Source organism: Micrococcus sp., from assembly GCF_030523875.1.
In the GTDB taxonomy this organism is placed as follows: Bacteria; Actinomycetota; Actinomycetes; order Actinomycetales; family Micrococcaceae; genus Micrococcus.
Genome location: NZ_JAUNHR010000059.1, coordinates 1 through 16,128, shown reverse-complemented (window position 1 = coordinate 16,128; position 16,128 = coordinate 1). Strand labels below are relative to the sequence as shown.

Genomic DNA, 16,128 nt, shown 5'->3' with positions numbered 1-16,128 from the left:
GGTCTCCAGGCGGGAGGACTCGGCCTTGAGGTGCTCCTCGACGCCGTCGAAGCGCTGGGTGCCGAACAGGCGGCGCAGCAGCCGGCGTCGCTCCTCCGAAGACGCCGTGAGGAACCGGGCGAACTGGCCCTGGGGGAGCATGACGACCTGCATGAACTGCTCGGCGTCCAGGCGCAGGACGTCGGCGATCTGCTGGCCGACCTCGTCCGCACGGGTCAGCGGGGCGCCCCACTCCCCCTCCCGCTGCTCGCGCAGGGACACGGACGCCTGCGTCGTGGTGGTGCCCGTGCCGCGCTTCTTCGGCCGGGCGTGGCGGGGTGAGCGGAGGACCTCGAACCGCCGGCCCTGGACGGTGAACTCGACGAGCACCTCCGGAGCCACGGCGCCGGGCGGCCGCAGCGTCGTCACGAGGGACTCCGGCGAGCGCCCGCCCGGCACGGAGCCGTAGAGGGCGTAGCAGAGGGCGGCGAGGATGGTGGACTTGCCGGCGCCGGTGGGTCCGTCCAGCAGGAACAGCCCCGCGCTGTTCAGGGCGTCGAAGTCCACGTCCTGGGTGTCGGCGTAGGGGCCGATGCCCGTCAGGCGGATGCGGTGGATCCTCATGCCCGGACCTCCTGCTCCCGGGCGGCGGTGAGGGCCGCGTCCAGCAGCGCGCTCTCCTCCGCGGTGGCGGCGCGCTCGCGCACGTGGTGGACGAAGCCGGTGGTCAGCGCCAGGTCTGACGGGGCCTCCCGCAGGGCCTGGGCGTAGGTCCGCTCCCGCGGCCTCCGGCCGCCCGCCGGCTCGTGCCGGAAGACGAGCACGTGCGGGAACCGCGAGCGCAGGCGTTCGAGGGCCTTCTCCGGGCGCTCCTCGTCCGTGACGGTGACCTGGACCCAGCGGTCCTCGGCCCAGGCGTGCTCGGCGGAGTCGAGCAGCTCGGCGATCGGACCGGACAGCACGGCGAGCCGGCGTCCACCGGGCCAGTCGACCTCCTCGACCCGCGTGACCTCGCCCGCGGCGACGTGCACGAGCCAGCCGCCCTTGTCCTGCCGCCACTCCCCGAACGAGTACGGCAGCGGGGAGCCGGAGTAGCGGACGTGCGGCGCCATGGTCTGCCGCCCGTGCAGGTGCCCCAGGGCCACGTAGTCCAGCCCGTCGAAGACGCTGACCGGCACCTGGCCGAGCGTGCCGACGAGCGCCTCGGGGTCCCGCCCGCCGCAGTCCAGGTGCTCGCCCTCGCCGATGTCCCGCTCCCCCTCGGTGCCGGCGCCGCCGGCGGCGAAGAGGTGGGCGAGGACGATCGAGGCGAGGGGGCCGGCGTCGGGGTCCGCCCGACGCGCGGCGAGGTCCTCCCGGACGCGACGCACGGCCTCGCGCATCACGGGCGTGTGGTGCGGGTCCACGCCCCACGCCTGCCCCAGGTGGCGCGGCTCCAGGTAGGGGATGCCGTAGACCGCGGCCCGCTCCCCGTCCCGGCCCTCGAGCAGCACCGGCTCGGCGAGGCGGTCCGGGTCCGTGCGCAGGTGCACCCCGGAGGCCGCCATGAGGGCGCCGCCGAACCCGAGGCGCACCGCGGAGTCGTGGTTGCCGCTGGTGATCACCACCTGCGCGCCAGCGGCCCGGATCGCGGCGAGGGTCTCGTCGAGCAGGCGCACCGCGTCGGCCGGGGGCAGGGCGCGGTCGTAGACGTCGCCGGCCAGGAGGACGGCGTCCACACCGCGCTCGCGGACGGTGGCCGTGAGCTGGTCCAGTACGGCGTGCTGAGACTCGATCAGGCCGGTGCCGTGGAACGAGCGGCCGATGTGCCAGTCGGAGGTGTGCAGCAGGAGCATGGCCCCACTCTAGGAACACCCCCGGACACCGCAGGCGCGCCGCCCGCCGCCGGTGCCGTGTCCGCGTCCTCCCTACGATGGTGCCCATGACCGAGTCCTCCGCCCCCGCCGTCCCCTACCCCTCCCGCGTGGCGGGCCTGCTCGCGGCCGGCGCCGCGGGCGACGCCCTGGGCTACGCGGTGGAGTTCGACGGCGACGCCGCGATCCGCTCCCGCCTCGGCGACGACGGCGTCACGGACGCCGCCGCCCTGCTCGCCGTCATCGGCGGCGCGGACCTGGCCGTCTCGGACGACACGCAGATGACCCTGTACGTCCTCGACGGGCTGCTCGAGTGGATCGAGTGGCAGAACGCCGGCCAGGCGGCCGACCCGGCGGCGTGCGTGTGGCTGGCGTGCCTGCGCTGGCACCGCACGCAGACCGGCGTCCTGCCCGAGGACGCTCCCCCGGCCCCGGCCCGCTGGATCGACGACCATGCGGAGCTCCGGGCCCGCCGCGCCCCGGGCAACGCCTGCCTGTCCGGGCTGGCGAGCCCGGGCATGGGCCTGCCCGGGGATCCGAAGAACCCCGACTCCAAGGGCTGCGGCACGGTCATGCGCTCGGCGCCCTACGGCATGGTCCCCGGGCTGGAGGACCACCACGTGGTCTCCCTCGCCCGGCAGGGCGCGGTCCTCACCCACGGGCACCCCACCGCGTGGACGGCCGCCGCCGCGTACGCCCTGACGATCTCCGCCCTGCTCGGCGGCCAGGGGCTGGAGGACGCCGTGGCGCACGCCCGGGCGTGGCTGGACACCACCGGGGAGGACGGCGCCGAGACCCGCGCCGCCCTCGACGCGGCCCTGGCGGCCGCCTCCGACGCCCCGGACGACGCCGGCGCCCCCGGCACGCTGCCGGCCGCCCTCGGCGAGGGCTGGGTGGCCGAGGAGGCCCTCGCCATCGCCGTGTACGCCGCGCTCGTGGGGCAGGCGCGGGCCGCGGACCCCTCCGCGGCGCTCGCCCTGGCCCTGCGCATCGGCGTCAACCACGGCGGGGACTCCGACTCCACGGCCTCGCTCGCGGGGCAGCTGCTCGGCGCCCTCCACGGCGTGGCCGTCCTCGGCGCCGAGGGCGAGGACACTGAGACCGCCGCCGCGGCGGTGCCCTCCTGGATCCGGGAGCGGGAGGTGCTGGCCGAGGCCGTGCGCCGCTGGGTCGGCGCCACCTCCTGAGCCGGGCCCGGGTGGGACCGGCGTCGCGGGGACGCCGGCGGCCTCCGCCGCGCCGCCGGGCTCAGCCGGCGGCACCCGGCCCCATGCCGTCCACCATCTGCAGGAACTCCCCCTCGGACATCAGGGACAGCCCCTGCCCGCGCGCGCGGCGGGCGAGGGCCTCGCGGGTCTTGCGGTGGGCCAGCGCGGGGCTGACGCGCGCCGCAGCGGAATCGGCCGACACCGCCGACCGCGCCGCCCCGACCGTCTGCGCCGTGCCCTGGCGCGCGGCCTCGTCCAGGTCCGCCGCCGAGAACCCGTCCCCCACCACGAGCACCGTGGTGCGGGCGTTGACCCGGTTGGCCGTGCGGGCACCCCGCTCGGCGGCCCGCAGCTTCGCCTCCTGCCGGGACATGCCGATCCCCCCGGTGAACACCACCGTCTGCCCGTACAGGGGGTGGGCCGGATCGGCGTCCGCGGCGGGCTCGGGGTTCACGCCCTCCTCTGGCCAGCGCATGAAGTCCGGCAGCACGCGCTCGTCCGCCAGTGGGACCGTGGCGTCGAACAGGCCCGGCTGCAGGCGGGCCTGACGGGTGGCGCGGGACTCCCGCCCCTGGCCCGCGGCCCGCGCCGGCAGGGTGCTGCGCCGCATCCCCTGGGCGGCCAGGACCGCGTCCACGGACGCCGCCCCGGGGGCGCAGGTGCGGGCCGCGACGTCGATCAGGATCGCCGCGCACGCCTCGGCGTCGGCGAGGGCGTCGTGGTGCCGGCCCGGCGTGAAGCCCGCCTCCCGCGCGGCCGACGGCAGCGCGTAGGAGGCCAGGTCGTACACGCGCCGAGCCAGGGTGAGGCTGCACGTGTAGTCGTAGGCGGGCACGTCGCACCCCGAGACCTCCAGGCCGGACTCGATCACGCCGACGTCGAAGGCCGCGTTGTGCGCCACGAGCACGTCCGCCCCCACGAACTCCGCGATTCGCTCGTGGACCTCCGCGAAACGCGGGGCCTCGGCCACCTGCTCCGCGCGGATGCCGTGGATGCGGGTGTTGCGCGGGTCGAACCGGTCGAACCCGGCCGGGGGCCGCATGAGCCAGGCGGCCCGCTCGGCCATGCGCCCGTCCCGCACGCGCACCAGGCCCACCGCGCAGGCCGAGCCGCGGAAGCCGTTGGCGGTCTCGAAGTCGATCGCCGTGAAGTCCAGACCGGGCTGGGCCGCCGGGCCCCACGGCGACGCCGGACCGGGCCCTGCGCTCACGGGCGCGGCTCGAGCGCCGCCACGAGGTGGGGCAGCAGGGCCCGGAAGGCCCGGCCGCGGTGGCTGATCGCGTTCTTCTCCGCCGCGCTGAGCTGCGCGGTCGAGCGGTCCTCGCCCTCGGGCCGCAGGATCGGGTCGTAGCCGAACCCGCCCTCGCCCACGGGCTCGCGCAGCAGCGTGCCGGGCATCCGTCCCAGCTCCACGTGCTCGCGGGCCGGACCGGCGTCCCCGGCCGGGACCGCGAGCGCCGCGGCGCACACGAAGGCCGCCGCGCGGTGCTCGTCCGGGACGTCGTGCAGCTGGGCGAGCAGGAGCTCGAGGTTGGCGCGGTCGTCGCCGTGACGCCCGGCCCAGCGGGCGGAGAGGATCCCGGGCGCGCCGCCCAGGACGTCCACGGCCAGGCCGGAGTCGTCGGCCACGGCCACCAGGCCGGTGTGCTCGGCCACCGCGCGGGCCTTCTTCAGCGCGTTGGCCTCGAAGGTGACGCCGTCCTCCACCACGTCCGGGGCGCCCACCGCGCCGGCGTCCACCACGGCCGTCTCCACGTCCAGGTCCGGCAGGGCCTCGGCGAGCAGGGCGCGCAGCTCGCGCACCTTGCCCTGGTTGTGGGTGGCCAGGACCACGCGGGCGCCGGCCGGGACCCGCTCCGCCGCGCTCATGCGCGCCCCTCGACGTCCCCCGCGAGGGTCTCGGACTGGATGCGGGCGAGCTCGGCAGTGCCGGCCAGGGCGAGGTCCAGGAGGACGTCGAGCTCGGCGCGGTCGAAGGGGGCGCCCTCGGCGGTGCCCTGCACCTCGACGAACCGGCCGGAGCCGGTGACCACCACGTTCATGTCCGTCTCGGCGCGCACGTCCTCCACGTAGGGCAGGTCGAGCATGGCGGTGCCGTCCACGATCCCCACGGACACGGCGGCCACGGAGTCGGTGAGCACCTGCGCGTCCTTCTTCAGCACGCCCTCGCGGCGCGCCCAGGCCACGGCCTCGGCGAGGGCCACGTAGGCGCCGGTGATGGAGGCGGTGCGGGTGCCGCCGTCGGCGTCGAGGACGTCGCAGTCCAGGACGATCGTGTTCTCCCCCAGCGCGGACAGGTCGATCACGGCGCGCAGGGAGCGGCCGATCAGGCGGGAGATCTCATGGGTGCGGCCGCCGATCTTCCCCTTGACGGACTCGCGCTGGTTCCGCTCGGAGGTGGCGCGCGGGAGCATCGCGTACTCGGCGGTGACCCAGCCGGTGCCCTCGCCCTTGAGCCAGCGCGGGACGCCCTGCGTGAAGGAGGCGGTGCACAGCACGCGGGTGCCCCCGAACTCCACCAGCGCGGAGCCCTCGGCCTGGCGGGAGAACCCGCGGGTGACGGTGATGGGGCGCAGCTCGTCGACGGCGCGGCCGTCCTGACGGGTCACGGGCGTGCGGGGGCTCAGCGAGGCGTCGGTCATGCCGCCAGTCTAGGCGGGGCTCAGACGCCGTAGCTCAGGCCCGCCACGGCGACGGCGAGCGGGCCCTCGTACGCGCGGCGCGCCTCGAGGGCGGCCTGCTGGGGGTCGTTCCACACCGGCAGGTGGGTCAGCAGCAGCTTCTTCGCCCCCGCCTGGGCGGCCGTCCGCCCGGCGCGCAGGCCGGTGAGGTGCACGCCGTCGATGTGGTCGTCGCGGCCCTCCTGGAAGGCGGCCTCGCACAGGAAGACGTCCGCGTCCCGGGCGGCCGCCACGAGGCCCTCGCACTCGTCCGTGTCCCCCGAGTAGGTCAGCACGCGCGTCACGGGCACGCCGTCCTCGCCGGGCTCGTCCACCTCGACGCGCAGCGCGTAGGCCTCGTCGATGGGGTGGCGCACGGGGTGCGGGGTCAGCCGGAACGGGCCCAGCCGCTCGGTGCGTCCGGGCCGCCACGTGCGGAAGTCGAAGTCGGGGTGCATGCCGGGCTCGGGCTCCATGCCGTACGCCTCGGCGATCCGGGTGGCGGTGGCGGCGGGCCCGTACACGGGGATGCGTCCGGCGTTCCACCCCGCGGGGTTCCAGCGCACGGCCACGTGCAGGCCGCACAGGTCCATGCAGTGGTCCGGGTGCAGGTGGGAGAGCAGGACCCCGTCGAGCTGCTCGAGGTCGATGTACCGCTGCAGCACACCGAGGGAGCCGTTGCCCAGGTCCAGCAGGATCCGCCAGGGGCGCGTGCCGCCGTCGCCGTCCGGGCCCTGCGCGGTGACGAGGTAGCACGAGGCGGGCGAGCCCGGCCCGGGGAAGGAGCCCGAGGCCCCGATGACGGTCAGCTTCACTGGGCGCCCTCCTGCTCCATCTCGGCCCGCAGCCGGGCCAGCACGTCCGGGGTCAGCGCGGTCAGGGCCGCGGTGGGGTAGCGCTCGCGCACCGTGTCGATCCGCCGGACCCGACCGACCTCGGGGCCGAGGAAGCGGCGGGCCAGCGCCTGGAAGTGCTCTGGGTCGCCGGTGGCGGCGAACCGGTGCTGCGGGGCCGCGGCGGAGCCGGCGGACGAGTGCGGGTGCTCGAGGCCGTGCCGCACGAGCGCCCGGTACACGTCCTTGGCGGTCTCCTCGGCGGAGGACACGAGGGTGACGTCCTCCCCCATCACGAGGGACAGGGCGCCGGTGAGCAGCGGGTAGTGGGTGCAGCCCAGGACCAGGGTGTCCACGCCGGCCGCCTTGAGCGGGGCCACGTACTCCTCGGCGGTCTCGAGCAGCTCGGGCCCGGTGGTCACGCCCGCCTCCACGAACTCCACGAACCGCGGGCACGCCGCGGAGACGACCTGCAGGTGCGGGGCCGCGGAGAAGGAGTCATCGTACGCCCGGGAGCCGACGGTGGCCTGCGTGCCGATCACGCCGATCCGCCCGTTGCGCGTGGCGGCCACGGCGCGGCGCACGGCCGGCTGGATGACCTCGACGACGGGGATGCCGAGCCGGCCGGTGTAGCGCTCCCGCGCGTCGCGCAGCACGGCCGCCGAGGCGGAGTTGCAGGCGATCACGAGCGCCTTGACGCCGGCCTCCACGAGCTCGTCCATGATCCCGAGGGCGAGCGCCCGGACCTGGGCGATCGGGCGGGGCCCGTACGGGGAGTGCTCGGTGTCCCCCACGTACATCACGGGCTCGTGGGGCAGCTGGTCCATGATCGCGCGCGCCACGGTGAGGCCGCCGACGCCGGAGTCGAAGATGCCGATCGGGGAGGTGGCCGTGGCCCCCGTGGCGGGGGCGGAGGTGGGGCCGCTCATGCGCCCGCCCCCTCGGCACCCTCGTCCGGAGGGTCCTCGGGCAGCTCGGACACCATCTCGTCCATCAGGGTCTCCTGCAGCCAGGTGGTGAAGTTGTACAGCAGCGCCATGGTGGCCTCCACGTCCTGCGCGTGGCGCCAGTCGTCGACGGCGTGCACGCGGCGGGCGTCCTCGTCCGTCTCGATCCCCAGCCGGGTCGCCAGCACGAGGCGCACGTCGTTCAGGGCCCGGCCGAAGGAGACGGCCTGCTCGTGCGGCACGGTCACCCGCGTGGAGCGCAGGGCCTGGAGGGCGCGGCGGGCGTCGTCGAGCTTGGCCGCGGTGAGCGCGTCCTCGGTGAGGGCGCGCTGCCGGGCCCGCTCGTGTTCGTCGGCGTGGGGCATGGCGTCCGGCAGCAGCCGGGCCACCGCGGGGTCCTGCGGGGCGGGGCGCTCCTCGGGGGCGCCGGCACCCAGGTCCATCCCGCCCACGAGGGCCCAGAAGGCGGCGTCGTCGCCGTCCGCGTCGGAGGGGCGGGCGGCGGCATCGGCTCCGGAGGCCTCCGCGACGGCGCCGGGCGTCTCCGGGAGGACCTCGTCCTGCCGGTTCTCCAGCAGGGTCACCACATCCTTGACGAGGCCGCGCAGCAGGCGCACCTCGGCCTTCTCGAGCTCGGCGACGTACCCGCGCCGCGTCCAGCGGAACCGCTGTGCCACTGCCGCCCCCTCAGTCCTCGGCCTGCTCGAGGGTGGCCCACAGGCCGTACCCGTGCATCGCGCTCACATGCCCCTCGGCGACCTCGCGTCCGCCGGTGAACACCACGGAGCGGCCGCGCTCGTGGACCTCGAGCATGAGGGCCTTCGCGCGGGCGGCGGAGTAGCCGAAGTGGGAGCGGAACACGTAGGCCACGTAGCTCATCAGGTTGACGGGGTCGTTCCACACCACCACGTTCCACGGGCGGGCGAGCGCATGGTCCGCACGCGGGCGCTCCAGCAGGGCGGTGTCCGTGCCCCCGGCCTCCTCGGCCCCGTGGGCGGCGTGGACGGGCCGCGGACGGACGGCGACGCGGGCGGCGGGACGGGACATGCGGACCAGCATACGGAAGCGCCGGCCATCCTGACGGCGTGCGACCCGTGGGCTAGCCTGGCGCGGTGAGCGAGAACACCCCCCGCACCTCCCCCGCCGCGGACGTCGGCGCGGGCGGCTGGCGCATCCCCACGGCCCTGATGACCGACCACTACGAGCTGACCATGCTGTGCGCGGCGCGGCAGGCGGGCACGGCCCAGCGGCGCAGCCGGTTCGAGCTGTTCACCCGCCGCCTGCCCGAGGGCCGGCGGTACGGCGTGGTCGCGGGCACGGGGCGCGCGCTCGAGGGCCTCTCCCGGTTCCGCTTCGAGACCGCCGAGATCGACTTCCTCGCGGACCGCTCCGTGGTGGACGACGCCACCCTGCAGTGGCTGGCCGACTTCCGCTTCTCCGGGGACATCCTGGGCTACGCCGAGGGCGAGGCCTACTTCCCGCACTCCCCCGTGCTGCAGGTCGAGTCCACGTTCGCCGAGGCCTGCATCCTGGAGACCTACCTGCTCTCCATCCTCAACTACGACTCCGCCGTGGCCTCCGCCGCCTCGCGCATGACCTCCGCGGCCCAGGGCCGCCCGTGCGTCGAGATGGGCGCCCGGCGCATCCACGAGGAGGCCGCCGTCGCCGCCGCGCGCGCCGCCGTGATCGCCGGGTTCGCCGCCACGTCCAACCTCGAGGCCGGCCGCCGGTACGGGGTCAAGACGGTGGGCACCGCCGCCCACTCCTTCACCCTGCTGCACGACTCCGAGCGCGCCGCGTTCGAGGCCCAGGTCGCCGCGCTGGGCCGGGACACCACCCTGCTCGTGGACACCTATGACATCGAGCAGGGCGTGCGCACCGCCGTGGAGGTGGCCGGCCGCGAGCTGCGCAACGTGCGCCTGGACTCCGGCGACCTCGTCCAGCAGGCCCACGAGGTGCGCGAGCTGCTCGACTCCCTGGGCAACACGGAGACCGGCATCATGGTCACCTCCGACCTGGACGAGTACGCGATCGCCTCCCTGCGCTCGGCCCCCGTGGCCTCCTACGGCGTGGGCACGCGCCTGGTCACCGGCTCCGGCGCCCCCACCGCCTCCATGGTCTACAAGCTCGTGGCCCGCCAGGGCGACGACGGCGCCTGGGTGGACGTGGCCAAGGCCTCCGCCGGCAAGGCCTCCCACGGCGGCCGCAAGGACGCCGTCCGCCGCCGGGACGCCCGGGGCCGCGCCGTGGCCGAGCTGGTGGGCGTCAACCGCGCCCCCGAGGCCGACGCCGACGACCGCCCCCTGCTGCACGTCTTCGTCAAGGACGGCGAGCTGCAGGAGGGCTGGACCGGGCCGGAGGCCGTCACGCGTGCCGCCGAGCGCCATGCCGCCTCGCTGGCCGAGCTGCCGGGGGCGGCCGCCCGCCTGCAGCCCGGCGAGGCCCTCATCCCCACGATCTTCCAGGAGGACTGACCATGGCCGAGCAGAACCGCGCCCTCGTGATCGTGGACGTGCAGAACGACTTCTGCGAGGGCGGCGCGCTCGCGGTGACCGGCGGGGCCGCCGTCGCCGCCGCGATTGCCGACCACGTCAACGAGGCCCGCGCCGAGTACGCCGCGGTGGTCACCACTCGGGACTGGCACGTGGACCCCGCCGGGCACTTCGCGGCCGCCTCCCTCGAGGACCGCGACGCCGAGCCGGACTTCGTGCACACCTGGCCCGTGCACTGCGTGGCGGGCACCCCCGGCGCCGAGCTGCACCCGGACCTGTCCGCGGAGGACCTCGAGATCGACGCCGAGTTTCTCAAGGGCCAGCACGCCGACGGCTACTCCGGCTTCGACGGCGCCGCGGGCGAGCCGGACACCGTCCGCTCGGGCGAGGATGACTCCGCCCCCGCCGGCCCCTACGGGGCCACCCGCGGGGCCGCGCACGCGGCCGACGACGGCGACTCCCTGGACGACTGGCTGCGCGACGCCGACGTCGACGCCCTCACCGTGGTGGGCCTGGCCACCGACCACTGCGTGCGCGCCACCGTGCTCGACGCCCTCGAGGCCGGGTACGAGGTGACCGTCCGCACGGACCTGGTGGCCGCCGTCGACGACGCCGCGGGCGAGGCCGCCCTCCACGAGATGGAGGCCGCCGGCGCGCTGCTGCGCACGGACGACTGAGGCCGCTCCCGATGCCGGGCACGTCGAGATCCGCGGCCGCGACCTGGCCGGTCCGTCGCGTCTCCGAGGATCCGCGCGCCGCGATGCCCCGCGAGCACTGGCCGGCCACCGTGCCGGCCGTGGCCCAGGTGCTGGAGGAGGGACTGGACCTCGGCCCCGCCACGGTGCTCGTGGGCGCCAACGGCGCGGGCAAGTCGACCCTGGTCGAGGCGATCGCGGAGGCGTTCGGCCTGAACGCCGAGGGCGGCACGCGGAACGTGCGGCACGAGACCCGGCGCTCGACGTCGCCCCTCACCGGACACCTTCTCCTCACCCGGACCGCGGGTGCGCCCCGGGGCGGCGTGTTCCTCCGCGCGGAGACCATGTACGGGCTCTTCACCCACCTCGAGGAGAACCTGATCGGCAGTGCGCTGCACGAGCGCAGCCACGGCGAGGCGTTCCTCGACTACCTGCGGGAGCGGACCGGTGTGCGCGGACTGTGGGTCCTGGACGAGCCCGAGTCCGCGCTGTCCTTCGACGGGTGCATGGCGCTCACGGTGCTGCTCGGGGACGTGCTGGCGGGCGGCTCCCAGGTGATCCTCTCCACCCACTCTCCCCTGCTGGCGGCGCTGCCGGGGGCGCGCATCCTCGAGGTCGGACCGTGGGGGCTGCGGGACACCGCATGGGAGGACGTCGAGGCCGTGCAGCACTGGCGGCGGTTCCTGGACTCCCCGGAGCGGTACCTGCGCCACCTGCGGTGACCGGCGGCCCCCGTCTGTGAGGACGGGGGCCGCCGTGGAGTTCACGTCCAATCGCGGTCGTGGAAGAGCACGTCCACCGCATGACGCACCTGGTCCCGGTCGTATTCGCCGCCGGAGAAGTCGACCAGGACGCGTTCGTTCCGGCGCGCCTCGTCCCCGAGGACGACATGCCAGTATTCGGCGTCCCCCTCATGGCGGAACTCGACGAATCGGCCGACCTCGGTCTCCCACGCGGAGAGGCAGTTGACAGGCGGACACACCTCGTCGGTGACCTCCCGCGGAGCGATCTCGGCGAAGACGCCCCCTCGCATCCTCTCAGCGAGACTCGATGGGCGGGAGAACAGACCGAGATGGGTGAGAAGAAGCAGAATGCCTCCCATCGCGACCACCGCCAGGACCACCGCTACCGCGCGCCGTGCCCGGGATCCTCGTGGTCTGTGAACGACCGCGCCGTCAGTAGTGGTCAGTGCGCCGTTCACGATCACACACCTCCATTCGAGTGATTCCCATTGCATCGATGGTTGGCGAGATTCGTCGTCCACGGCACCGTCAGATTCGGGCGGATGCGCTCACGATTCCACTGCCCTGCAGCGACAGCCCCCAGCGCATGGCATGCGCATTGAGAATACATGCTGGCTTTCCCATAAAAGGCATCTCGACTGTCCTGCCCTCGGCTCAAGACCTCAGAAAGACCGGACGTGTTCAGAATCTGCTGGCCCTTCGCCGGACCCCCGACCGATGCCCCGGAATAGACCGACCACCCCCAGGCAGAAAGAGAAGCATTGACTCGCGGACGATCCCCATAGGTGTCCTTGTCAACATGACCGAAGAGATTGATCCCCAACCACGGGTCAGCCGTCACCGGATACGCAAACGACAAGTCGTGTTCCACCACCTGCGTCAGAGTGACGCCATCGATCTCATAGTGCGTAGGCACGTCATTCCCCACGGCATCCTTGGCCCACGCGGGAGCAATGCCACCCACCATGTCACCCTGGGCGTTGAGAATGAGGACGGACGTGCCGACCATCTCCAGGTGACCCCCCTCCGGGATATCCACGGTGTACTCGAACCGCGTCGGGGCGCCAGGAGTGTCGATGACCGTATGGGCCTGAACCGTCCCGTCGTCCCGGAGCACAGGGACGTCAGTGAACTCCTCCTCCGGTGATGCATAGGCAGCGATGCCGCTCACCGGGTCCAGGACCACCGATTCACGGTCATCGGCGCCGTCCCGTCCGAGCCCGATCATCTCGTCGGGCTTGTCGACGTGCTGCATCACCGCACGCCCGCCGTCATCGAGGTCCAGAACAGCTCCGACCTTCTGATGGACGACACCCGTGGAATCCGCATCACGAGACGCCGGCGCCACCACAGCCTCACTGAGCTGATCATCGGCCTGAAAGACTGTGGGCACATCACTCGAGACCTGCGCCTCTTGCGTGTCGGACACCGAGTGCACCCCGGTGACCCCGCTCAATACCAGGGCGAACGCCCCCCATTGCGATGTATCGCATGATCAGCCTCTGTGCCTAGAATCGTGCCGCGCACCCTGCGTGGCACGTAAGGTGAACGTACGTAACCGATCAGCGGGACACCAGAGACTTTTGTACTGAACTCAAACTCTGTCTTTGCAAAGACTCTTACGGGACGAGTAGCCCTCACCGGCGCCCGACGAACCACCCGCGCAGCGTCTCCAGGCGCTTCTCCAGCTGCTCCTTCGAGGCCTGGGCCACGGCGGGGCCGCCGGAGACCTCGCGCAGGCGGTTGTGGATCACCCCGTGGGGCTGGCCGGACCGGGCGGACCATGCCGAGACCGTCTTGGACAGCTCGGCCCGCAGCTCCTTCATGCGTCGGTGGTCGACGACGTCGCGGCTCTCCTGGGGCGCGGCGGCGGGCTTGCGGCGGATCTGCTCGTTCTGGCGCTGACGCAGCAGCTCCGACACCTGCTCCGCGTCCAGCAGGCCGGGGATGCCGAGGAAGTCCAGCTCCTCCTCCGAGCCCACGTCCCCGCCGAGGCCGAACTCACCGCCGTCGAAGAGGACCTTGTCGAAGCTGGCACGGGACTCGAGTGCCTCGAACGAGGCCCGCGTGAGGGTCTCCGAGCCGCGCTCGGCCCGGTTGGCCTGCGCGATGAGGTCCTCCTCGGGCGCCTGGGAGAGGTCCTGCAGCTCCTCCACCGTGACCGCCCCCTCGCGGCGGTCCAGGGCGTGGTCCCGCTCGAGCTCCATCTCGTTGGCCAGCAGCATCAGCTGCGGCACGGAGGGCAGGAACACGGAGGCCACCTCGCCGCGCCGCCGCGAGCGCACGAAGCGCCCCACCGCCTGGGCGAAGAACAGCGGGGTGGAGGTGCTCGTGGCGTACACGCCCACGCACAGCCGGGGCACGTCCACGCCCTCGGACACCATGCGCACGGCCACCATCCACCGCTCGTCCGAGGCGGCGAACTCCTCGATCCGGTCGGAGGCGCCCTTGTCGTCCGAGAGGATCACGGCCGGGGCCTGCCCCGTGAGCGCCTGCAGCTGGGCCGCGTAGGCGCGGGCGTCCTCGTGGTCGGAGGCGATCACCAGGCCGCCGGCGTCGGGGATGCCGCGGCGGATCTCGGTGAGGCGCCGGTCCGCGGCGCGCAGCACCGAGGGGATCCACTCGCCCGCCGGGTCCAGCGCGGTGCGCCAGGCCGAGGCGGTGATGTCCTTGGTGGCCGCCTCCCCGAGCCGGGCCTCCATGACCTCGCCGGTGGAGGTCTTCCACCGCATCTGCCCGGAGTAGGCCAGGAAGATCACCGGGCGCACCACGTGGTCCCGCAGGGCCGGGCCGTAGCCGTACGTGTAGTCCGCCGTGGAGCGCTCGAAGCCGTCCTCGCCCCGCTCGTAGCGGACGAACGGGATGTAGGCGTCGTCGGAGCGGAAGGGGGTGCCCGTCAGGGACAGCCGCCGGGTGGCCGGCTCGAACGCCTCGCGGATGCCCTCGCCCCAGCTGCGGGCGTCGCCGCCGTGGTGGATCTCGTCCAGGATCACCAGGGTCTTCGCGGCCTCGGTGCGGTTGCGGTGCAGGACCGGCTTGTTCGCCACCTGCGCGTACGTCAGGGCGACGCCGCGGTACTCGGCCCCGTGGCGCCCGTCGGCGTTCTTGAAGTTGGGATCGATCGCCAGGCCCACACGGGCGGCGTTGTCGGCCCACTGCCGCTTGAGGTGGTCCGTCGGCGCCACCACGGTGAGCCGCTGCACCACGCCCGAGTCCATGAGGATCTTGGCCACGCGCAGCGCGAACGTGGTCTTGCCCGCGCCCGGGGTGGCGACCGCGAGGAAGTCCTGGGGCGCCTCCCGCAGGTACTTCTCGAGGGCCTCCTGCTGCCACTGGCGCAGCTTGGGGGCGGTGCCCCACGCGGCGCGCTCGGGCAGCGCCGGCGGGAGGTCCTCGCCGACGTGGAACAGGTCCGGCTGGATGCCGTCCGGGCTGGGGGCGCCGCTCGTCTCGGAGCGGCGCTCAGCCACGGCCGCGACCGAAGAACCCGCCGCGCCTGCCGCCGCCCTGACCGGCGTCGTCGCCGTCCTGGGGGTCGCGCAGGCCGTCGTAGATCTCCTGGCACATGGGGCACACCGGGAACTTCTGGGGGTCCCGGCCCGGCACCCACACCTTGCCGCACAGGGCGATCACGGGCTCGCCGGACAGCGCCGACTCCATGATCTTCTCCTTGCGGACGTAGTGCGCGAAGCGCTCGTGGTCCCCGGGCTCGACGTCCTGGAGCTGCTCTTCGCGCTCCAGCACGGAGGTGCCCCCGCCCGAGGGGGACAGCGGATCGGCGTGGAGGGGATCGGAGATGCTCATGCCCCCGATCCTACCGACCCCTCACCACGCCTTCACGGCCTGCAGGGTCTCCGCCTGCGCGCGGTCGTACCATGCGGCGCCCCAGCGCACGCCCAGCCCCAGGGCGAGCGCGCCCCACGCCACGCCCACGACGAGCGTCACCCAGGACCAGACGCTCGCCCCGGTGACCAGCAGCACCACGAACGGCACGGCCATGGGCACGGCGAGCACGGCGGTGGCCACCAGGGAGACGCCCTGCACGATCAGCGTGCGCGCGGCCGCGCCCTGCGGCGTCTTCAGCGGACTCTCCCCCGGCCTCGGCACGGGGTAGACCCATCGGGCCGAGACGAGGCTGGACAGGCCCGTGCACGCGCCCAGCAGGCCCAGCGAGGCGCCCAGCAGGGCAGGAAGCAGGACCCAGTCCCCGTCCGCGGCCACGGTGGCCGCGGTCACCACGACGACGAGCGGCAGCCCCCAGCCGAACAGGCCCAGGACGCGGCCCCAGCGGTCGTCCACGCCCCGGACGCCGGCCAGGACGTGGTGGTGGAAGGCCGTGTGGTCGTAGCCGATGTCCGCCGAGAGGGAGTAGCCCAGGGCCCACGCGGTGACCGGGCCCATGAGCAGCAGCAGGCTCGCGTCGCCCCCGCCCACCGTGGAGGACATGAACCAGAACAGGACGAGCAGCAGCGGGATGACCACCAGGCTGGCCAGGTAGCGGGGGTCCGTGAACCAGTAGTGCTGGCAGCGGGCCGCGATCGCGGTGCGCGCACTGGTGGCCGACCGGCCCAGCCACCGCAGGTCCGCCGGGCGCCGGTCGCGACGGGCCGAGGCGGAGGCGCCGGAGGCGGGCCGCGGCTCCACGGTGCGGCGGATCGCCAGGTGCCACAGGGCCAGGGCCAGCCCGGCCCACGCCGCGGCCACGGCGAGACGCAGGC

At 74.2% G+C, this 16,128-nt stretch carries 17 protein-coding genes and 1 pseudogene; 4 read left to right on the top strand and 14 right to left on the bottom strand.

Translation table 11 applies throughout. The features are described from left to right. Window positions 1–603: SMC family ATPase (locus Q4D18_RS08535; protein WP_303127335.1), on the bottom strand; the 603-nt coding region annotated here is incomplete at its 3' end. Further along, window positions 600–1,814, bottom strand: a complete 1,215-nt coding sequence (locus tag Q4D18_RS08530; protein ID WP_303127333.1) for an exonuclease SbcCD subunit D — start codon at window positions 1,812–1,814, stop codon at window positions 600–602. The genes Q4D18_RS08530 and Q4D18_RS08535, both read right to left, overlap by 4 nt. A gap of 86 nt (window positions 1,815–1,900) precedes the next feature. On the opposite strand from Q4D18_RS08530, the gene Q4D18_RS08525 reads away from it, so the two are divergent. Beyond that, window positions 1,901–3,019, top strand: coding sequence for an ADP-ribosylglycohydrolase family protein (locus Q4D18_RS08525; RefSeq protein ID WP_303127331.1), 1,119 nt, complete (start codon window positions 1,901–1,903; stop codon window positions 3,017–3,019). A 61-nt stretch (window positions 3,020–3,080) separates the two neighbouring features. Here the strand turns inward: Q4D18_RS08525 and Q4D18_RS08520 are convergent, their stop codons facing one another. From Q4D18_RS08520 to clpS, 7 genes are read right to left on the bottom strand one after another with little or no spacing between them, the layout of a single operon-like run. Continuing rightward, window positions 3,081–4,250, bottom strand: coding sequence for an exonuclease domain-containing protein (locus Q4D18_RS08520; protein ID WP_303127329.1), 1,170 nt, complete (start codon window positions 4,248–4,250; stop codon window positions 3,081–3,083). After that, on the bottom strand, window positions 4,247–4,909 hold the full coding sequence (gene rdgB / locus Q4D18_RS08515) for an RdgB/HAM1 family non-canonical purine NTP pyrophosphatase (RefSeq protein WP_303127327.1): 663 nt from the start codon (window positions 4,907–4,909) through the stop codon (window positions 4,247–4,249). The genes Q4D18_RS08520 and rdgB overlap by 4 nt, the downstream gene beginning before the upstream one ends. After that, window positions 4,906–5,682 carry a ribonuclease PH gene (gene rph, locus Q4D18_RS08510; protein WP_303127325.1) on the bottom strand — a complete coding sequence of 259 codons (777 nt, stop codon included), beginning with the start codon at window positions 5,680–5,682 and terminating at the stop codon, window positions 4,906–4,908. The genes rdgB and rph overlap by 4 nt, the downstream gene beginning before the upstream one ends. Window positions 5,683–5,702: 20 nt before the next feature. Then, window positions 5,703–6,515, bottom strand: coding sequence for an MBL fold metallo-hydrolase (locus Q4D18_RS08505; RefSeq protein ID WP_303127323.1), 813 nt, complete (start codon window positions 6,513–6,515; stop codon window positions 5,703–5,705). Continuing rightward, window positions 6,512–7,462 carry a glutamate racemase gene (gene murI, locus Q4D18_RS08500; protein ID WP_303127320.1) on the bottom strand — a complete coding sequence of 317 codons (951 nt, stop codon included), beginning with the start codon at window positions 7,460–7,462 and terminating at the stop codon, window positions 6,512–6,514. The genes Q4D18_RS08505 and murI overlap by 4 nt, the downstream gene beginning before the upstream one ends. After that, window positions 7,459–8,157 carry a DUF2017 family protein gene (locus Q4D18_RS08495; protein ID WP_303127317.1) on the bottom strand — a complete coding sequence of 233 codons (699 nt, stop codon included), beginning with the start codon at window positions 8,155–8,157 and terminating at the stop codon, window positions 7,459–7,461. Before Q4D18_RS08495 ends, murI begins: the two co-directional genes overlap by 4 nt. A gap of 10 nt (window positions 8,158–8,167) precedes the next feature. Next, entirely contained in the window at window positions 8,168–8,527 is a 360-nt protein-coding gene (gene clpS / locus Q4D18_RS08490; RefSeq protein WP_303127315.1) for an ATP-dependent Clp protease adapter ClpS, read from the bottom strand. A 125-nt stretch (window positions 8,528–8,652) separates the two neighbouring features. Here clpS and Q4D18_RS08485 point away from each other — a divergent pair, with 125 nt between their 5' ends. From Q4D18_RS08485 to Q4D18_RS08475, 3 genes are all read left to right on the top strand, one after another. Then, window positions 8,653–9,954 carry a nicotinate phosphoribosyltransferase gene (locus tag Q4D18_RS08485; protein WP_303127339.1) on the top strand — a complete coding sequence of 434 codons (1,302 nt, stop codon included), beginning with the start codon at window positions 8,653–8,655 and terminating at the stop codon, window positions 9,952–9,954. Window positions 9,955–9,956: 2 nt separating this feature from the next. Beyond that, on the top strand, window positions 9,957–10,649 hold the full coding sequence (locus tag Q4D18_RS08480; protein WP_303127313.1) for an isochorismatase family protein: 693 nt from the start codon (window positions 9,957–9,959) through the stop codon (window positions 10,647–10,649). A gap of 83 nt (window positions 10,650–10,732) precedes the next feature. Then, complete coding sequence (locus Q4D18_RS08475) at window positions 10,733–11,389, top strand: AAA family ATPase (RefSeq protein ID WP_303127311.1); 657 nt, start codon at window positions 10,733–10,735, stop codon at window positions 11,387–11,389. A gap of 41 nt (window positions 11,390–11,430) precedes the next feature. Here Q4D18_RS08475 and Q4D18_RS08470 read toward each other — a convergent pair whose 3' ends face one another. The 5 genes and pseudogenes from Q4D18_RS08470 to Q4D18_RS08450 form a co-directional block, all read right to left on the bottom strand. Then, window positions 11,431–11,874 (bottom strand): hypothetical protein, encoded by a 444-nt coding sequence (locus Q4D18_RS08470; RefSeq protein ID WP_303127309.1) that lies wholly within the window; start codon window positions 11,872–11,874, stop codon window positions 11,431–11,433. After that, on the bottom strand, window positions 11,871–12,839 hold the full coding sequence (locus Q4D18_RS08465; protein ID WP_303127307.1) for a hypothetical protein: 969 nt from the start codon (window positions 12,837–12,839) through the stop codon (window positions 11,871–11,873). Before Q4D18_RS08465 ends, Q4D18_RS08470 begins: the two co-directional genes overlap by 4 nt. A 208-nt stretch (window positions 12,840–13,047) precedes the next feature. After that, window positions 13,048–14,832 (bottom strand): DEAD/DEAH box helicase, encoded by a 1,785-nt coding sequence (locus Q4D18_RS08460; protein WP_303127337.1) that lies wholly within the window; start codon window positions 14,830–14,832, stop codon window positions 13,048–13,050. A gap of 40 nt (window positions 14,833–14,872) precedes the next feature. After that, window positions 14,873–15,214, bottom strand: a complete 342-nt coding sequence (locus Q4D18_RS08455; protein ID WP_303127305.1) for a DUF3039 domain-containing protein — start codon at window positions 15,212–15,214, stop codon at window positions 14,873–14,875. Between the two features lie 21 nt (window positions 15,215–15,235). After that, window positions 15,236–16,128 (bottom strand): annotated as a pseudogene (locus tag Q4D18_RS08450) (Tat (twin-arginine translocation) pathway signal sequence); the annotation flags it as partial.